The 17,298-nt window shown below is 63.2% G+C and carries 14 protein-coding genes; 8 read left to right on the forward strand and 6 right to left on the reverse strand.

Features of this window, described 5'->3' with window-relative positions; genetic code table 11:
- Nucleotides 1-13: 13 nt before the first annotated feature.
- The 4 genes from PY254_RS07730 to PY254_RS07745 all read left to right on the forward strand — a co-directional run bounded on the left by PY254_RS07730 (nt 14) and on the right by PY254_RS07745 (nt 5,320).
- Nucleotides 14-328: a hypothetical protein gene (locus PY254_RS07730; RefSeq protein ID WP_281014878.1), complete on the forward strand. Its 315-nt coding sequence runs from the start codon at nt 14-16 to the stop codon at nt 326-328.
- A complete protein-coding gene (locus tag PY254_RS07735) occupies nt 325-2,022 on the forward strand; it encodes a sulfite reductase subunit alpha (RefSeq protein WP_281014879.1) in 1,698 nt (565 codons plus the stop codon). The genes PY254_RS07730 and PY254_RS07735 overlap by 4 nt, the downstream gene beginning before the upstream one ends.
- Before the next feature lie 257 nt (nt 2,023-2,279).
- Nucleotides 2,280-4,403: a M1 family metallopeptidase gene (locus tag PY254_RS07740; protein ID WP_281014880.1), complete on the forward strand. Its 2,124-nt coding sequence runs from the start codon at nt 2,280-2,282 to the stop codon at nt 4,401-4,403.
- On the forward strand, nt 4,403-5,320 hold the full coding sequence (locus PY254_RS07745) for a hypothetical protein (protein ID WP_281014881.1): 918 nt from the start codon (nt 4,403-4,405) through the stop codon (nt 5,318-5,320). The genes PY254_RS07740 and PY254_RS07745 overlap by 1 nt, the downstream gene beginning before the upstream one ends.
- 115 nt (nt 5,321-5,435) lie before the next feature.
- Here the strand turns inward: PY254_RS07745 and PY254_RS07750 are convergent, their stop codons facing one another.
- The 3 genes from PY254_RS07750 to PY254_RS07760 form a co-directional block, all read right to left on the reverse strand.
- On the reverse strand, nt 5,436-5,975 hold the full coding sequence (locus PY254_RS07750) for a GNAT family N-acetyltransferase (RefSeq protein WP_281014882.1): 540 nt from the start codon (nt 5,973-5,975) through the stop codon (nt 5,436-5,438).
- A gap of 5 nt (nt 5,976-5,980) precedes the next feature.
- Nucleotides 5,981-6,454, reverse strand: a complete 474-nt coding sequence (locus PY254_RS07755; protein WP_281014883.1) for an SET domain-containing protein-lysine N-methyltransferase — start codon at nt 6,452-6,454, stop codon at nt 5,981-5,983.
- A 102-nt stretch (nt 6,455-6,556) separates the two neighbouring features.
- Nucleotides 6,557-6,907, reverse strand: coding sequence for a ComEA family DNA-binding protein (locus tag PY254_RS07760; protein WP_281014884.1), 351 nt, complete (start codon nt 6,905-6,907; stop codon nt 6,557-6,559).
- A 207-nt stretch (nt 6,908-7,114) separates the two neighbouring features.
- Between PY254_RS07760 and PY254_RS07765 the strand changes: the two genes are divergently transcribed.
- The 4 genes from PY254_RS07765 to PY254_RS07780 all read left to right on the forward strand — a co-directional run bounded on the left by PY254_RS07765 (nt 7,115) and on the right by PY254_RS07780 (nt 10,970).
- Nucleotides 7,115-8,539, forward strand: coding sequence for a M20 family metallopeptidase (locus PY254_RS07765; protein ID WP_281014885.1), 1,425 nt, complete (start codon nt 7,115-7,117; stop codon nt 8,537-8,539).
- Nucleotides 8,540-8,553: 14 nt separating this feature from the next.
- Nucleotides 8,554-9,285: a YggS family pyridoxal phosphate-dependent enzyme gene (locus tag PY254_RS07770; protein WP_281014886.1), complete on the forward strand. Its 732-nt coding sequence runs from the start codon at nt 8,554-8,556 to the stop codon at nt 9,283-9,285.
- Nucleotides 9,286-9,472: 187 nt separating this feature from the next.
- Complete coding sequence (locus PY254_RS07775) at nt 9,473-10,216, forward strand: C40 family peptidase (RefSeq protein WP_281014887.1); 744 nt, start codon at nt 9,473-9,475, stop codon at nt 10,214-10,216.
- 136 nt (nt 10,217-10,352) lie between these two features.
- Nucleotides 10,353-10,970: a rhomboid family intramembrane serine protease gene (locus PY254_RS07780; RefSeq protein ID WP_281014888.1), complete on the forward strand. Its 618-nt coding sequence runs from the start codon at nt 10,353-10,355 to the stop codon at nt 10,968-10,970.
- Nucleotides 10,971-11,091: 121 nt separating this feature from the next.
- On the opposite strand, the gene rapA is transcribed toward PY254_RS07780, so the two are convergent.
- The 3 genes from rapA to PY254_RS07795 form a co-directional block, all read right to left on the reverse strand.
- Nucleotides 11,092-13,947 carry an RNA polymerase-associated protein RapA gene (gene rapA / locus PY254_RS07785; RefSeq protein WP_281014889.1) on the reverse strand — a complete coding sequence of 952 codons (2,856 nt, stop codon included), beginning with the start codon at nt 13,945-13,947 and terminating at the stop codon, nt 11,092-11,094.
- A gap of 83 nt (nt 13,948-14,030) precedes the next feature.
- Nucleotides 14,031-14,708, reverse strand: coding sequence for a Fe2+-dependent dioxygenase (locus PY254_RS07790; protein WP_281014890.1), 678 nt, complete (start codon nt 14,706-14,708; stop codon nt 14,031-14,033).
- Between the two features lie 54 nt (nt 14,709-14,762).
- Nucleotides 14,763-17,087, reverse strand: coding sequence for a catecholate siderophore receptor Fiu (locus tag PY254_RS07795; protein ID WP_281014891.1), 2,325 nt, complete (start codon nt 17,085-17,087; stop codon nt 14,763-14,765).
- Nucleotides 17,088-17,298: the final 211 nt, after the last annotated feature.

Consider the following 17,298-nt stretch of genomic DNA (forward strand, 5'->3'; position numbering starts at 1 on the left):
AAGACGGACAAACATGCTGCGGTTCCAGCTACCCCGCGCACTCCATTATCCGCAGCGACGCGCGGTTTGGATATGCGAGCGGCGCCCGTGGCAGGAGATCAGCCCGACGCTGTATCTGTTTGGATGGCTGCCAGGTGTGCTCATCGGTGGCGCGATCGCCCGCGCGCGAAACATGGTGGCGACACCGCTGGTTGCACCCAACCAGATAAGCGGTATGGATGACCGAAGGCGCACGAAGCTGGCCGACAAGCGTTCCGCCACCAACTTCAACGGCGATGAATTCGTCAGGTGCGTGTTGTTCGTCTTCCCTGGAATACCGTGCTCATGATGCAGCGTGATGCAAGCGTGATACGCCGTGCGGCGCTCAGCAATGCACGGCTGCTGGCGGCTTTCGGACTGCTCACGATGTTGTGCCTTGCGTTGCAGGCAGGCGGGTGGAGCTGGATCGACCGACGTGGCGAGTATTGGCTGGACTGGACGCTGGCGTGGCTCGTGCTGCCGATCTTTCTTGGCGGGTTGCACCATCGGCGGGCTTGCGTGCTGCGCAGGCCAACCGTCGTGCAGGAAATGGCGGCTGACGCATCCGCCATTGGCGGCGCTTACGCTGTCGGCGATGTGCATGTCGTGCCTGCGGATAGTGCCGTACGCGTGGTCTACGCCAGCCAGACCGGTTTTGCCGAGCAGCTGGCGCGGCAAACTTTGCAAAGTCTGCAGCTTGCAGGCGTGAGCGCACGACTGGATGGCATCGACCAGCTCACGATGGAAGAGCTACGCGCTGCCGACCGCGTGTTGTTCGTGGTCAGCACCACCGGTGACGGCGAGCCGCCGGACAGCGCGCTCGCGTTGCACCGGCAAGTGATGCATCAGCATGCCGCGCTGGCTGGTCTGCGCTACGGTTTGTTGGCACTGGGTGACAGCGACTACGAAGACTTCTGCGGTTTCGGCCGTCAGCTGCAGCGCTGGTTGCAGGCCAGTGGTGCGCAGCCCTTGTTCGATCCGGTGGAGGTGGACAGTGAGGACGCGGCGAGCTTGCGGCATTGGCAGCATCATCTTGGTGCGATCTCCGGCATCAGCGATTTGCCGGACTGGCAGGCGCCGAAATATCAGGCGTGGAAACTGGTTGAGCGAGACCTGTTGAACGCCGGCAGCGTGGGTGAGCCCTGTTTTCATCTGGCGCTTGAGCCGCTGGAGGGCAGCGTCAACTGGCAAGCTGGGGATCTGGTTGAAGTCGGTCCGCGCCATGCATCGACCCGGGTAGCGACGTGGCTGGCGACGCACGCACTGGATGGCCAGATCAGAGTGGCGTTCGGACGCAAACAGCGACTGCCGCTGGCGGATCTGCTCGCGCGCTGTCGGCTGCCTGAGTCGGACGAGGTGGTCGGGCTGGACGAAGATGCCGTGGCGGCGATGCTGCAGTTATTGCCGCATCGCGAGTACTCGATTGCGTCGCTGCCGGAAGATGGCGCCATTCATTTGCTGGTGCGCCAGATGCGCGGGCGTGGTGGCTATCTCGGGCTCGGCTCGGGCTGGCTGACCGAGCACGCAGCGATCGGCACCGAGATCGCCTTGCGCGTGCGCAGCAACGCCAACTTCCACGCGCCACGCGATGCGCGGCCGATGATCCTGATCGGCAATGGCACCGGGCTGGCGGCTTTGCGCGCACTGCTCAAGGCGCGCATCGCGGCGGGTCATCGACGCAATTGGCTGCTGTTTGGCGAGCGTCAAGTGGCGCATGATTTTCTTTACCGCGAAGAGATCGAGCGATGGATCGCCGATGGTTGGATCGAGCGTGCGGACTTTGCGTGGTCGCGCGATCAGGCCGAACGCGTCCATGTAAAGCAGCGACTGCGTGAGGCGCCGGAGACTTTGACGCGATGGGTGGATGCGGATGCGTGCATTTATGTGTGCGGCAGTCTGGATGGTCTGGCACCTGGTATTGATGCGGTGTTGCGCGACGTGCTCGGCAGTCACCGCGTGGAGCATTTGCGCGAACAGGGTCGCTATCGGCGCGACGTTTACTGAACGCGTCGTCGAACGCGCTGTCGATGCGGTCGGGCTGACAGCAGGATCTTTCGTCGGACACGCATGACCAATGGCCTATGCCGGATTTGCTGCCTGCGGGCACTCTGTGACGATTGTCCAGGGGAGCGACAAACATGCGGCCAGTTGCATGCAAGTGGGGATATTTGTGTGCCGTAACCTTTGCGGTTGCGGCACTGCCAGTGATGGCACAGACAGCGGCGCCAGCGCCGGCAAGTACAACGGTCAATGAATCGGTGATGGTTCCGGTCAGCGCCAGTTCGGTGGCTGCCGACATTCCGTTGGTCTCATCGACGGCGGCGAATTTCCAGGTGCCCAGTGCGACCGACGCCTGGGGCGGTCCACGCGGTGAACATCCGGCCACCTTGTCCGACCAGGTGGTGAGCTACACCATCCAGGCCACGCTGGACCCGGCCAGGCACACGGTCGACGCGAAGCAGACGATGACCTGGCGCAATCGCAGCAACCAGCCGGTCAGCAAGATCTACCTGCATCTTTACCTCAACGCGTTTGAAGGTCCGGGCAGCACGTTCTTCACCGAGCGGCGCATGTTTTCAGGCAGCGGTCATTCGCGCGGCAACGCCAGCCTGAAAGACGGCGAGTGGGGCTACATCGAATTGAACAAGGTGCAGCAAGGTGGCCAGAACGTGAGCTGGCGCTTTGTGCATCCCGATGGCGGTCCGAAGACCGACAAGACCGTGGTGGAGCTGGATCTGCCGCAGGCGGTCCCGGCCCAGGGCACGTTGAATCTGGATATCGATTTCCACGATCAGCTGCCACGCGTGGTTGAGCGCACCGGCTGGTTTGGCGACTTCCACCTGGTCGGCCAGTGGTTCCCGAAGATTGCAGTGCTGGAACTGGCCGGCGAACGCGGTGCCACGGCGCCGCGCTGGAACGCGCATGAATTTCACTACCAGAGTGAGTTCTACGCCGACTACGGCAACTTCGACGTCAAGCTGACCGTGCCCAAGGGCTATACCGTCGGCGCGGTGGGTGAAGAGCAGGGCGTACCGGTGGAAGCGGGCGACAAGGTCACCCATCATTTTGTGCAGACCGACGTCGAAGATTTCGCCTGGGTCGCTGCGCCGGGTTACAAGGTGCAGCAAACCACGTGGACCGGACCCGGCAGCCCCAAGGTCGACTTGCAGGTGATCTATCCGCCTGAGTACGAGGCCAGCGCGCAGCCGGCGCTCAAAGCCAGCACCGATTCGCTGACCTATTTCTCCAATACGCTGGGTCCATATCCCTACAAGACGGTCACCGTCGTGGTGCCGCCGTACAACGCCAGTGAGGCGGGTGGCATGGAGTACCCGACGTTCTTCACCGCCGAGGGTTACAACAACGTCACGCCGAACACGTCGAGCCAGTACGGGATCGATTTCGTCACCATCCATGAATTCGGCCACGGCTATTTCATGGGCATCCTCGGCTCGAACGAGTTCGAGGAACCGATGCTGGACGAGGGCATGAACCAGTACTGGGACGACCGCATGCTGGTCGATCGCAAGCAGGACATCTGGGTCACCACGCCACTGCTGAGCAAGCTGGGCTTTGCACCGCACCTGAATCCGTTCGAAGCGGAGCGTCTCTCGGGCGTCGTCGGTATTGGCGTGCCGTCCGATTCGCTCGATTCCAATTCCTGGGATCGCATGTCCAGCAACAGCTACGGTTCGGTCTACTCGCGCACGGCAGCGACCATGCGCACGCTGGAAAACCTGCTCGGCCGCGAGGCAATGGGCAAGGCGATGAAGCTGTATTACGAGCGCTGGAAATTCCGTCATCCCGACGCAGCCGATCTGCGCGATGCGCTGGCCGAAGGTTCCGGCAAGCCGGAACTGGTCAATGCAATCTTTGCCTCGCAGGTCTATGGCACCGACAAGGTCGACGCCAGCGTGATCTCGATCGAGAACGAGGAACAGGTGCCGCGTACGGGTACCGATCTGCGTGACGGCAAGCGCGTCACGCTGACCGACAAGGATGTGGACAAGCAGATCGACGACGCCCGTGCCGCATGGAAGAAGGCGAACAAGGACGCCAAACATGGCGGTCCGTATTCGTGGCTGTCGACGATCACCGTGCGTCGCACCGGTGCGGCGGTGCCGCGCAGCGTGCTGGTCAGGTTCGCCGACGACAGCAGCGAGACAGTGCAGTGGGATGATGCCAGTCGCTGGAAGCGGTTCACCTTCACCAAGCCGGTCAAGGCGGTATCCGCCACGGTCGATCCCGGGCAGAAGATTCTGCTGGACGCGAATACGCTCAACGACAGTCGGACCACCAAGGCCGATGGCACCGCTTCGCGTCGCTGGAGCGCGGATGTCGCCTCCTTCTTTCAGACTTTCTACGCCTTGATGGGGACGCTGTGATGAAGACTGCACGTATTTCACGCCGCGTGGATTCGGCTGCCCTGATGCGCGCGCCGTTCGCCGCCATGCAGTGGCGATTGTTGCTGCTGTGGGTGTTGCTGCTGCTGTTGCCAACGGCGGTGGTCAGTCTGCCGTTCTGGCGCGCCATCAGCAGCGTGCTCGATCATTCGATCCATGTGCAGGAGTGGGCCACGACCTTCAGTGGCGCGATGCTCACTGATGGCATGACAGCGCTCAACATGTCGAGCTGGTTCGGTGGTCTCGCCTTGTCGGGCATGCTGCTGACCGTGCTGCTGTTGCCGTTTCTCAACGGCATGGTGGTGGGTACGGGGCGGGCTGGGCGCACGCTGGGGTTCAGTCATCTGCTTCAGTGCGGCGTCGTCGAGTACGGTCGCATGTTCCGCCTGATGCTGTGGTCGCTGCTGCCATATGTGGTCATGGCTGCGCTGATTGGCATGGTGATGGGCATGGCAGGCGACGTTGGCGACAAGGCCGTACTGGAATCGCAGGCTGACCGGGCTTCGCATCTGGCGCTGTTCGTTGCCGGCGTGTTGTTCGTGCTGGCGCAGTCAATTGTCGAGTCCAGCCGTGCGGCCTTTATTGCAGACACCGGGCTGCGCTCGGCCACGCGTGCAATGGGTCGCGGCGTCATGCAGTTGCTGCGTCGTCCGTTCAGTACGTTGCTGGGCTACCTGCTGATCAGCGTCATTGGCTACGCGATCGCCATGGCGATCGGAGTTGCTCGCGTGCACACGCCTGCGGTCGGTGTGGTTGGCCTGCTATTGGCGATGTTGCTGGCTCAGCTGTTGGTGCTGGTGATCGGCTGGGTGCGCGTGGCGCGCCTGTTCGCGCTGGCCGAGGTGGCGCGCTCGCTGACCTCGTCGCGCAGCGGTAGCGGCATGCCGTCGGCACTCTGAAGTACGGATTGCGGAGGGCAGGTCGGCTCTCCGCAATCCTTTGGTCTTTGCAGGGTGTTGCCATCAGGTATCGGTTTGGCGGACTTGCGCGTGCCGGCGTCAGACGAGGCAGCGCTCAGCCGTAGGCGCGGCGATGCTCGCGGTGTGGCGGGTAGTAGGCAAACACGTGGCTGTGACTGCCGTAGAAGTCCATGTCTTCGATGTGCTCGCCACCCAGACGTTCGGCGACGCGGTCCGAGGCTTCGTTGCCGATACGCACCAGGCTGATGACGCGCTTGGCGTGCAACTGGTTCCAGGCAAATTCCAGTACGGCGTTGCCCGCTTCGGTGGCATAGCCCTGATGGCGGTGTTCGGGCTTGAGCATCCAGCCCATTTCCAGATCCGGCCAGCCGTCGGGATACATCAGGCCGGCGCGACCGATGAATTCACCGGTCTGCCTCAACTCCAGCGCCCACATGCCGCAACCACGCAGCTGCCAGTGACCCAGCAACATCGCCAGTGAGCGCCATGCGTTGGTGCGATCCAACGGCTGCCCGTCGCCGATCCAGCGCGTACTGGCCGGGTCGGCCAGCATCGAGGCGTAATCGTCGAAATGGCGCTCGGTCAGCGCAGTCAGGCGCAGACGCGCCGTTTCTATGGTTGGAATATCAAACATCACGATCAGCGGTGGGCGGCAGCCAGCAGTTGAGCCAGTGCATGAGTGCTGCTGGCAAGACTTTCGTGCCAGGACAATCCGGTGATTGTCTCACCTGTGACCGAATCGACAAAATCCTCGGCCTGGCCCGGTGGCAGCAGGTGCCGGTAATCCACCGTGATCTCGCTGCCGGCGGGCAGGTCGGTCAGCGCAAACACAAAGCCCAGATGCCACAGGCCATTGGGCGTGAAGCTGTGGTTGATGAAGCACTCATCCGGCCAGTCGGGCGACAGCGTGTAGCGGTCCTCGAACCAGCGGGCGCTGGCATGGAACTGCGCACGCAATTCCGCCGAGGCCATGATGTCGGCGTAGCGATAGGTTTCGGTGATGCCATCCGGCGCGGTAATAATGCTGCCCGCAAGAACTGTTTCGTCGAGAAACAAACCGTTGCCGGCGCCGTGTATGGCCGAGGCGGCAATGTGATAACGCGGCAAAATCATGACCGGAAGGGCGCTGGGCAGGGCGCGCGAGTGTAGCGCAAGTGGCACGGTCCGCTGGGGGGCCGTGCCACTTGCCGGCGAAATGAAATGTCGCGTGCCGGCTTATTCCTCAACCTTGTCCTGCTTGCTCTTGTGGGCGGCCTTGGCTGGCGCATCAGCTTGGGCGACAGCATCGGCGCCGTCTCCCGCTGCCAGCTGGATGGCGCTGCGGTTCCGTTCGATCGTGGCCTTGCCGATGCCTTTGACGTGCTTGAGGTCGTCGGCTTTCTTGAACGGGCCGTGCGCTTCGCGCCAGGCCACGATGGCCTCGGCCTTGGCTGGGCCAATGCCATCCAGTGACTTGGCGATGGTGGCCGCATCAGCCTGGTTGATGTTGACCGGGGTGGCTGCCAGCAACAGGCCGGGCAGGGCGACGGCCAGTGCGAACGCAACGGCGGCGAGTTTGTTGAGCATGTCCTTTCTCCTTGGCGGTGATGACGGCATCCGGGTGCCGTGATGGCACTATCGCGCCGCGTCTGCCGGCCCGCACAGTGGGAGCAGCCGCAGAGTGGGCGTACGCGCTCGGCGTGCGTGTCTGTGGGTTGCGGCTGATCGCCTGTCGGCGTGGTGGAAGCCCGCTGTTACAATGGCTGACTTGATTCGCCTGCTGGAGTGAAACCCATGGATACTGCCCGCCTTTCGCGCTACGTCAGCGGCATCTGGGACGACGAAATCGTCCCTCAGCTGGTTGAATACATACGTATTCCCAACAAATCGCCGATGTTCGACAAGGACTGGGTGGCGCATGGCTACATGGATGCGGCAGTCAAGCTGATGGAAACCTGGGCGCGCTCCAAGCTGAGCCAGCTGCCCGGTGCCACACTGGAAGTGGTGCGCCTTGAAGGCCGCACGCCGCTTATCTATATAGAGGTGCCCGGTCAGGGCGACGACACCGTGATGTTGTACGGCCACCTGGACAAGCAGCCGGAAATGACCGGTTGGGCCGACGACCTTGGCCCGTGGAAGCCGGTGATCAAGGGTGATCGGCTGTACGGTCGCGGCGGCGCCGACGACGGTTATGCGATCTTCGGTTCGCTGGCCGCGCTACTGGCGCTGCATGAGCAGGGCATTCCGCACGCGCGCTGTGTGGTGATGATCGAAGCCTGCGAAGAGTCGGGCAGCTACGACCTGCCGTTCTACGTCGACCATCTGGCCGAGCGCATCGGCAGCCCGTCGCTGGTGGTGTGCCTGGATTCCGGCTGCGGCAACTACGACCAGCTGTGGCTGACCACCTCGCTACGCGGCATGACCGGCGGCAACCTCAGCGTGCAGGTGCTGGAAGAAGGCGTGCATTCGGGTGACGCGTCCGGCGTGGTGCCGTCCAGCTTCCGCATCCTGCGCGAGCTGCTGTCGCGACTGGAAGATCCGACCACCGGCACGATCAAGCCGAAAGAACTCTACGTCGATATCCCGCAGCAGCGCATCGATCAGGCGCGGTTGTCTGCCGAAGTGCTGGGCGACGACATCTACGACAAATTTCCGTGGGTCGACGGCATGCAGCCGGTGACCAAGGATCTGGCCGAGCTGGTGCTCAACCGCACCTGGCGCCCGCAGCTGGCGGTTACCGGCATCGGCGGCATCCCACCGCTGGAAAGCGCCGGCAACGTGCTGCGTCCGTTCACTTCGGTCAAGCTCAGCCTGCGCGTGCCGCCCACGTTGAGCGGCGCCAAGGCGGGTGAGTTCGTCAAGCAACTGCTGGAGAAGGACCCGCCGTACGGCGCCAAGGTTACTTTCACGCTGGAAAAGGACGGTTCCGGCTGGAACGCGCCAGCGCTGTCGCCGTGGCTTGCTCAGGCGGTCAGCGAGGCTTCGCAGAATCATTTCGGCGCGCCGGCCACCTACATGGGCGAGGGCGGCAGCATTCCGTTCATGGGCATGCTGGGCGAGAAATTCCCGCAGGCACAGTTCCTGATCACCGGCGTGCTCGGCCCGCATTCCAACGCACACGGCCCGAATGAATTCCTGCACATTCCGACCGGCAAGAAAGTCACCATGGTGGTTGCCGAAGTGGTGGCGCGTCATCACCAGCAGGGCAGCAAGGCCTGATCAGGGCGACGCGCATGGACAACGACAACGCGTGGCTGGCCGACAACTGGGCGCAGATCCGGCGTCGGGTTGACTCTGCCTGCCACGAGGCCGGCCGCGACCCGGCCGAGGTGGCGATCCTGCCGGTCAGCAAGACCTTCGGCCCTGATCTGATCCGCGCCGGGGTGGCGCTGGGCATGCGCCGCTTCGGCGAGAACAAGGTGCAGGAGATCCGCGACAAGTTTGCGCCGCTGGAGGATTGCGACGTCGACTGGGTGATGATCGGCCACCTGCAGACCAACAAGGCCAAGGACGTGGCCCGGCTGGCCAGCGAAGTGCAATCGCTGGACCGGCTGGAGCTGGCGCAGGCGCTCGATCGAAGGCTGCAGCATGAAGGGCGCGCGATCGACGTGTTGGTGCAGGTGAAGACCTCGGCCGAGCCCAGCAAGTACGGACTGCCACCTGAACAGCTAGCCGGTTTCCTGAGCGCCTTGCGTGGCTGCGACACTTTGCGCGTACGCGGCCTGATGACCCTGGCGATCCACTCCACAGAAACCGAGGAAGTGCGCGGCTGCTTCCGCCTGCTGCGCGAATTGCGCGACCAGTCGGTGCTACAAGGTCATGATGTTCAAGGGTTATCCATGGGTATGAGTGGTGATTTTCCGCTGGCCATTGCGGAAGGTGCGACTGAGGTGCGAATCGGTACGGCGATCTTTGGAAAGCGGGCTTACCCGGATTCGTATTACTGGCCTGAAGCAAAGGTCTGAACGTAAATGCATTGGAATCAATCAATTAGTTGATTGTGCGCGGCATCCCAGTTTTTCGGAACGGCAGAGTTCAGTTAACCGTAATCGAACATCTGGCTAGCCCCTTCTTGTTAAGTTCACTCCTTCGTCACGTTTTTGGCTGCCTCCGCGGGGCCAATCCAGTGAATAACAAGGATCTTTCCCCAGCATGTCCTTCAAGCATCTGACTGCCGCCACCGCGCTCCTCTCTGTGCTGCTGGTATCTGCACCCCTTCAAGCCAAGTCGCTTGCGCCGCTCGCCACTGTTGCTGGCAAGGTCGCTACCGTAATGCCGGCCCCGCTGGATGCCATGCTGATTGACAGCTTCAGCACGCCGTTGCTGGCTGAGTTCCCCGCGTTCAACCCGGTTGCCGGCCTGGCCCAAACCGTGGTTCCCGAGGCGGGTGCGATATTCGCGGATAACACCGCCGCCGTGGCAAAGAACGTCGAGGCGAACGATGGTGATGGAGAAGATGCCGCGGTTGCCGCAGTAAGCGCGAACATCACCGACCTGCGCAAATCCCTGCTCGCGGTGGCGATGGGGCTGCGCGATACCCGTTATGTGCGCGGTGGTCGCGATCCGTCGACCGGGTTCGATTGCAGCGGTTTTGTCCGTTACGTATTTGCCCATGCGGTGGGCATGCAGTTGCCACGCAATTCGGCGTCGCAGTTCCTCGCTGGCCTGAAGGTCAATCGGGCCGACATGCAGCCGGGTGACCTGGTGTTTTTCCGTACTCACGGCAAGCGCGCGATCTCGCACGTCGGCATCTACATCTCCAATGGTCGCTTCATCCATTCGCCCGCGACAGGCAAGTCGGTCGAAATTTCAAGCTTGAAGGAAGGCTATTGGGCCAAGCGCTTCGCGGGCGCCAAGCGCCCGGAAGCGATGGCGCAGGTTGCCGACAAGAGTTGAGTCTGAACCCACTGGTTTCCCTGAAGCCGCCGCAAGGCGGCTTTTTTCTGCGCTTCGCGGATGAACGAAAGCCGGCTTGCGCGGTCTGCAGTCGCAATCACCCTTGCCCATACAAGGCACCGTCTGGAACTTGCTGATGCCCTTTGATCTGCCACCTGTCACCCGCAACCTGCTGATCGCCAATGTGGCCGTGTTCCTGCTGCAGCAGGTGATGGGTCAAATGTTGTTGGTCCACTTCGCACTGTGGCCGCTCGGTTCGGGCCTGTTCGAGATTTGGCAGGTGGTCACCAGCGCGTTCATGCACGGTGGTTACATGCATATCGCCTTCAACATGCTGGCGCTGTACATGTTTGGCGGCACTATCGAACGGACCTTTGGCGCGCGCAACTTCACGATCTACTATTTCGTCTGTGCGATCGCCGCTTCGTTGCTGCAGCTGGCGGTGCTGTGGTTCTTTCCGCCTGCGCAGTATGGCCCCACGCTCGGTGCGTCGGGAGCCATCTTCGGCCTGTTGCTGGCGTTCGGCATGCTTTATCCGCAGGAAAAGGTGTTTCTGATCTTCCTGCCGATCCCGACCCCAGCGTGGCTGTTTGTGACTCTGTACGCGGCGGCGGAGTTAACCATGGGCGTGACCGGGATCGAGCCGGGCGTCGCCCATTTTGCGCACCTTGGCGGCATGCTTGGTGGCATCGTGCTGATCCAGTATTGGCGCGGGCGCCTGCCGTGGAAGCCGCAGCGGCGCCTGATGCGTTAAGCGATGGGGCACCGGCTGCGTAGGGCGGGCACTGCCCGCCGGCTTCTGGCTTTTTTGGCGAGATCGAACAAACGGCGGCGGGCAGTGCCCGCCCTACGGCGTTGCTGTGTGTGCAGAGGCGTCAGCGTAGCGCGAGAAAGTCCGCGCTGACCACGAAGCGCACCGCATCCAGGCGCAGGCGCGACTGTGGCAGTGCCTCCAGCAAGGCGGAGCGTTCGGCAACCACGGCAGCAATTTCTGCTTCGCTGACCGACGGGTTCACTGCACGCAACGCCAGCAGGCGCGACAGCTCGGCATCCAGCACGCTGGTGGCCAATTCGGTGGCCTCTTCGATACGTGTTTTCGCCTGTACGCCCGCCAGTGCCTCGGTGCGCTCCAGCATCGGCGGCACCAGCTTGCCGAGGAATTTGCGGTAACGCACCACCTCGATATTGCGGTCGGGCGCCTTGCGTAGTGCGACCTCGCTGGGCGCAAAATCGGCGCGTTCGACCAAGCGGGTGTCTACCGTGACCACGATCGGCAGAATCGGCAGGAAGCGTTCGGCATCGAGCTTCCGGTCAGCCACGCATTCGAGCAGGAATACCGCTTGCAGCAACGCGGTACGCGCGGGCAACACGTCATCCACCATGAACGCGGCGTTGCCCTGTTCGCCGGACAGCGCCAGATCCATGGCACCAGCTACCAGCGGGTGATCGAGACGCAGTAGTGGCAGTTCTTCGCGCGCCAGTGCCACGTCGCGCACGAAGGTGACCGATTGCGGACCATCGGCGAAGCCGGGCAGGGCGTCCGTAGACAGGTATTGCGGATCAAGCAGCAGCACCTGGCCGCCGAGCTCTTCGGGATGGATGCCGAAGGCTTCCAGCAGGTGCTGCACGAAGGCATCGCGACCGGGGTCGTGGTCTTCGCGGGCGAACGCCTGCTGCAGTTCGTCGGCATGCAGGTCACGACTGGACGACAGTTCCAGCAGATGGTCGCGACCACCGCGGATCAGTTCGGCCATCTGTTCGTGGCTGGCATGGGTGTCGGTCAGCAGCGCGTCCAGTTCCTGGTCGCGGTTGTCGTCGCCACGAGCGTGTTCGTCGGCGAGTCGCGTCAGTGGTTCGCCGTAGCGGCGCAACAGCTCGCGGCCATCGGCCGGGCTCATGCGGAACGCATCCACGCCTTCGTCATACCAGCGTGCCAGCACGTGTTGGGCGCTATCGGCCACGGCAAGGATGTGGATGTTGATGTCGTGCTTCTGGCCGATGCGGTCGAGGCGGCCGATGCGCTGTTCGAGCAGGTCGGGGTCCAGCGGCAAGTCCCACAGGATCAGTCGGTGGGCGAACTGGAAGTTGCGCCCTTCCGAGCCGATCTCCGAACACAGCAGCAGGCGTGCACCGTCCGGCTGGGCGAAGTACGCGGCGTTGCGGTCGCGCTGGATGATGCCGAGGCCTTCGTGGAAACGTGCCACGCCGACGCCGCTGCGCGTGCGCAGTACTTCTTCCAGCGCCAGCACCTTGGCCTGGCTGCGGCAGATCAGCAGAAACTTGTCCTGCGGATGTTGCTCCAGCACGGTGATCAGCGCGTCCACGCGCGGGTCGGTGCTGTAATCCACTTCGATCAGCGCGGGCGGTTGCTGGATATCGGCGTGGAACTCGGCCAGCAGGGACAGGCGAGTGCTTTCATCGACGGTGTCGGCGTCCAGCAAATGCCATTCGGGCAGGCGCTTGGGAAAGCCGCCCACGCCGGCGCGATTGTTGCGGAACATCGCGCGGCCGGTACCGTGGCGGTCGATCAGCGCAGCCAGCAGTTCGCGCGCATTGGCCGGCTTGGTCGAGTCGGCCAGTTGTGCGGTAAGTGCCTTGTCGCCGTGAAACGCATCGGCGAGCGTCGTGCGCTGCACGTCGTCCAGCGGCTGACCATCGAGCAGGCGGTCGGCAATTTTCGACAGCGCCTGATAGGTTTCAGCCTCCGCCAGATAGCCGTCCAGATCGTGATAGCGCTGCGGGTCGAGCAGGCGCAGGCGGGCGAAATGGCCGCTGCGGCCGAGCTGTTCCGGCGTGGCGGTGAGCAGGATCACGCCAGGAATGGCGGCAGCCAGCTTCTCCACCATCGTGTAACGCGGGCTGGCCGCTTCCGGTGACCACGCCAGGTGATGAGCTTCGTCCACCACCAGCAGGTCCCACGGCGCCTCCAGCAATTGCTTGGCGTACTTCGGCGAGCCTTCCAGGAAGCCGAAATCGGCGATCACCAGTTGCTCGTCCTCGAACGGATTACTGGCATCGCCGGATTGCTCATCGTCGGATTGCGTCAGCGCCTCGCAGCGTTCCTCGTCGTAGATCGCGAAGCTGAGGTTGAAGCGGCGCAGCATCTCGACAAACCACTGGTAGACCAGCGTGTCGGGCAACAGCAGCAGCACGCGCGAGGCGCGGCCGGTGGCCAGTTGGCGCGCAATGATCATGCCCGCTTCGATGGTTTTGCCCAGACCCACTTCGTCGGCCAGCAACACGCGCGGCGGCCGCCGGGCCGAGGCGATGCCGGCTACGCGCAACTGATGTGGCACCAGGCCGATACGCGCGGCGCCGAGGCCCCACATCGGTGAGCGACGCGCTTCGGCGCGCCGCTTGAGTCCCTCAAGGCGCAATTCGAAATGCGCCACGGTATCGGTACGGCCGCCGATCAGGCGATCGTCGGCCTGGCTGACGCTCTGTTCGTCGTCGAGCTGGCCTTCTTCCAGTTCGCGCCCTTCGCCGCGATAAATCAGCAGCTCATCGCGAATCTCCACCCGCTCGACCAGGAACGCGATGCCCTTGCCGGCAACGCGCTGGCCAGCGCGGAATTCGGCGCGCAGCAGCGGTGCGGAGTCGATGGCATAAGGGCGTAGCACGCCGGCCTTGGCGAACAGCACCTGCACGCCGCGTCCTTCGACGCGCAATACGGTGCCGAGGCCGAGCTCGGGTTCAGCGGAGGAGATCCAGCGTTGACCAGGAACAAACATGTTTCAGCCGCATTTTTGCAGGGGGTCGACAATTATCCGCCCCGCGGCGCGTGGTGGGAACCGTTGTTTGCAATCAATCCTGCTCAGGTCTCCGACCACTGGCGCAGCAGGTTGTGGTAGATGCCCGTCAGTTGCAGTAGCGCAGCCGCATCCGCGGCGGTTCGGGTGAGGCTCTGGATCGAACTGTCCAGTTCGAACAGCAATCGCCGTCGGCTGTCGTCGCGGATCAGGCTTTGCACCCAGAAGAACGAGGCCACGCGGGCACCGCGGGTTACCGGGGTGACTCGGTGCAGGCTGCTGGAGGGATACACGATCAGGTCACCCGCGGGCAGTTTCACCTCGTGCTCGCCGTAGGTGTCGCTGACGATCAGTTCGCCGCCGTCGTATTCGTCCGGCTCGCTGAGGAACAGCGTGCAGGAAACATCGCTGCGCATTTGCATGTCGGCAGACAGGGCCATCACCGCGCCATCGACATGGAAGCCGTATTCGCCACCACCTTCGTAACGGTTGAAGCGCGGCGGCAGGGTGCGCAGCGGAAGCGCCGCGGCGTGGTAAAGCGGGTTGCTGGCCAGTGCACGCAGGATCAGCTGGCCGAGTTGCAGACGCAGCGGTGAGCTATCCGGCAGCTGCTGGTTGCGCTTGACCCTGGCGCCTTGCATGCCGACCGTCTCACGGCCGTCAGTCCAGTCGGCAGCATTCAGCTCGGCGCGAATCCGGCCAACCTGTTCGAGGGTGAGTACGTCGGGGATGTGCAGCAGCATGGCCATTCCTGAAACCCTGCTTCGGCGGTCGAAGCAGGGCTGTGAGACGCAGGATCAGAAGCGGATATTGGCGCTGAGCATCGCCGCCCGCGGCGTGCCTGGCGTGTAGCGGTAGCCACTCTTGTTGATCGCCGCGACGTAGTCCGTGTTGAACACGTTGTACAGATTGAGTTGCAGGTCGAAGTGCTTGTTGACCGGATAGCTGGCCATTGCGTCGAACACCCAATAAGCCTCGGTGAACGCCGGGGTGCCGACGGCGCCGTCGGTACCGCGCTTCATTTCACCGGAGTAACGTGCGCCGCCGCCGATGGTGAGGTTGAACGGCAGGTGATAGGTGGTCCATGCAGTGAACGCACTCTTCGGTGTGTACGCCAGATCGCTGGAGCCATCGTTTGAGACGGCCTTGCCGCTGATCACCGAGGCATCCATCGTGGTGTAGCCGGCGCTCACCGCCCAGTCGTCGCTGAGCTTGCCCACCATGCTCAGTTCAATGCCCTGCACGCGTTTCCTGCCGATCTGGTAGTACTGCAAGTCCACCGGGTCCTGCACCAGATCGTTGGTAACGGTGGTGCGATACAGCGCGCCGGTCAGCAGCAGCTTTTCGCCGAGCAGATCCCACTTGCTGCCCAGTTCGACCGTGCGTGCTTTCTGCGGATCGAAGTTCGGGTTGTCGGCGCTGTTGCTGCGATCGCTGAGGGTGAGTGTGTTGCCGCCTGGCGGCTCTTGCGACACAGCAAAGTTCGCGTAAATGCTGCCGTTCGCACTGGGCTTGTACAGCAGGCCGAGTTTGTAGTTCGGCAGGTTGCCGGACTTGCTGGTGTCGATCCCGGGTACCACGCTGCCCGCCGGCAGCGCGCCGCAGACAGGTGCGCCGCGGCTGCCGCAGATGACGCTGCTGCTGAAGTCGGTCTTGTAGTGATCCATGCGCAGGCCACCATTGACCTGCCATTGCTCGCCGAACTTCAGTGTGTCAAACAGATAGGCTGCTTCGGTGTCGGTCTGGCCATGACTGTCAGCGCCATTGGCGGCGTAGAGCAACCCGCTGACATCGGCGTCGGGGTGGTACAGGTTGGCCGCGGGCCACGCGCTGCCGGCGAGCGCAGCCGTCCCGGTGGTCGCGGCCTTTTCCTGCGACAACTCGATGCCGGCGCTGAGGTTGTGCGTGATCGCACCGGTTTCGAAATTCGCGGTGACGTTGCTCTGGTTGGTGAGGACGCGATGGGTCTGGTTCTTGAACGTCGGGTTGCTGCGCGCGAGCGTCCACGTCGAAGCATCATTCACATTTGGTGTCAGCAAATTCGCCGTGCTGCCCATGAACGAGGTCAGCAGATAATCCTCATGGGTGCGACCCCAGCGCGTGATGTTGTGCAGCGCCACGTTCGGCGAGAAGTCGTGCTCGACGATCACCGTGAACATGTCGGCGTTGACATCATCATGGTCGGATGTGGTGCCGTAGAAATTCTGCGAATCCACCATCGCTGCGTTGGTGAGGAATGGCCGGGTGGCATCCGGGCTGCTGTAGCCGGGCAGGCCGATGGTGGGCACGCCGCCGTCGGGCACGTTGTTCTGCTGCACGTGCAGGAAGTCGATATAGACGCGGGTCGGTGTTTTCAGGCCAAACGCGAGTGACGGTGCGACGCCCCAGCGGTTGGCCTCGACCCGGTCGCGGCCGGGTGAGCCGCTGTCCTGACCCATCACGTTCAAACGGAATGCCGACGTATCGCCGAGGGTCTGGTTCCAGTCGGCGGTGGCACGCCGGTGCTGGCCGCTGCCATAGCCGAGCGAGCCGGAAACGCCATTGCCCAGCTGCGGCTGCTTGCTGGCCAGGTTGACTGCGCCAGTGGGTGCGGTGCGACCGTAGTCGGTGCCGGCGGGGCCCTTGGTCACTTCGATCTGCTCGGTGTTGAACACGTCGCGCGAGATCGAACCGAGGTCGCGCACGCCGTCGACGAAGATGCTGCCGGAGGTGTCGAAGCCGCGCATGTAGATGCTGTCGCCGGTGCTGGTGCTGCCGTTTTCGCCGACGTAGAACGTGCCTACGCCCGGGCTGTTGCGCAGCGCCTCGGTCAGCGTGGTGGCGCCTTGCTGCTGGATCAGTTCCTTGCTGATTACGCTGACGGTCTGCGTGGTATCCAGCAATGGCTGGGTGAATTTCGGCGACGACAGCGTATCGACGCGGTAGTCGTTGCCGGTAACCGCTTCCACTTTCACGCCGGGCAGATTTTTCGCGTGGGCCACTTGCGCTTCGGTAACGTCGGTAGCTGCGGCGGGTAGCGCCAACGCCAGGCCAGTGAGCAGGGTTGCCGTGCTCAGCACGTGCATCGCTGTGGCTGGCTTGCGCGAGACGACAGCGTGCTTGCGTGATTTGATCGGTGTCATGGGAACTCCATAAAGTGCAGGGTTTGCATGTAGTCAGGGCCTGGCGGGTCTGGCGTATGCAAGTGCCTTGCAGTGGCTGGATGCAGGATTTCGAGCCGGCCGAAAACGCGCCGAGGGAAATCAGCGTTCGTCGTTTCGTCCGACGTTCAACTTTCTGGATGCGGCTGGCAGTGGGTTCGCCGCACAGTGGCGACGAAGCCCGTGGCGAAGG

The sequence above is a fragment of the Rhodanobacter sp. AS-Z3 genome (assembly GCF_029224025.1).
Lineage (GTDB): Bacteria > Pseudomonadota > Gammaproteobacteria > Xanthomonadales > Rhodanobacteraceae > Rhodanobacter.

Excerpts from the sequence above, each read along its gene's own strand:
- PY254_RS07745 (WP_281014881.1), top strand. The coding sequence starts at position 4,403 with ATGAAGACTGCACGTATTTCACGCCGCGTGGATTCGGCTGCCCTGATG.
- rapA (WP_281014889.1), bottom strand. The coding sequence starts at position 13,947 with ATGTTTGTTCCTGGTCAACGCTGGATCTCCTCCGCTGAACCCGAGCTC.
- PY254_RS07740 (WP_281014880.1), top strand. The coding sequence starts at position 2,280 with ATGGTTCCGGTCAGCGCCAGTTCGGTGGCTGCCGACATTCCGTTGGTC.
- PY254_RS07760 (WP_281014884.1), bottom strand. The coding sequence starts at position 6,907 with ATGCTCAACAAACTCGCCGCCGTTGCGTTCGCACTGGCCGTCGCCCTG.
- PY254_RS07775 (WP_281014887.1), top strand. The coding sequence starts at position 9,473 with ATGTCCTTCAAGCATCTGACTGCCGCCACCGCGCTCCTCTCTGTGCTG.
- PY254_RS07755 (WP_281014883.1), bottom strand. The coding sequence starts at position 6,454 with ATGATTTTGCCGCGTTATCACATTGCCGCCTCGGCCATACACGGCGCC.
- PY254_RS07790 (WP_281014890.1), bottom strand. The coding sequence starts at position 14,708 with ATGCTGCTGCACATCCCCGACGTACTCACCCTCGAACAGGTTGGCCGG.
- PY254_RS07780 (WP_281014888.1), top strand. The coding sequence starts at position 10,353 with ATGCCCTTTGATCTGCCACCTGTCACCCGCAACCTGCTGATCGCCAAT.
- PY254_RS07795 (WP_281014891.1), bottom strand. The coding sequence starts at position 17,087 with ATGACACCGATCAAATCACGCAAGCACGCTGTCGTCTCGCGCAAGCCA.
- PY254_RS07750 (WP_281014882.1), bottom strand. The coding sequence starts at position 5,975 with ATGTTTGATATTCCAACCATAGAAACGGCGCGTCTGCGCCTGACTGCG.
- PY254_RS07765 (WP_281014885.1), top strand. The coding sequence starts at position 7,115 with ATGGATACTGCCCGCCTTTCGCGCTACGTCAGCGGCATCTGGGACGAC.
- PY254_RS07730 (WP_281014878.1), top strand. The coding sequence starts at position 14 with ATGCTGCGGTTCCAGCTACCCCGCGCACTCCATTATCCGCAGCGACGC.
- PY254_RS07770 (WP_281014886.1), top strand. The coding sequence starts at position 8,554 with ATGGACAACGACAACGCGTGGCTGGCCGACAACTGGGCGCAGATCCGG.
- PY254_RS07735 (WP_281014879.1), top strand. The coding sequence starts at position 325 with ATGATGCAGCGTGATGCAAGCGTGATACGCCGTGCGGCGCTCAGCAAT.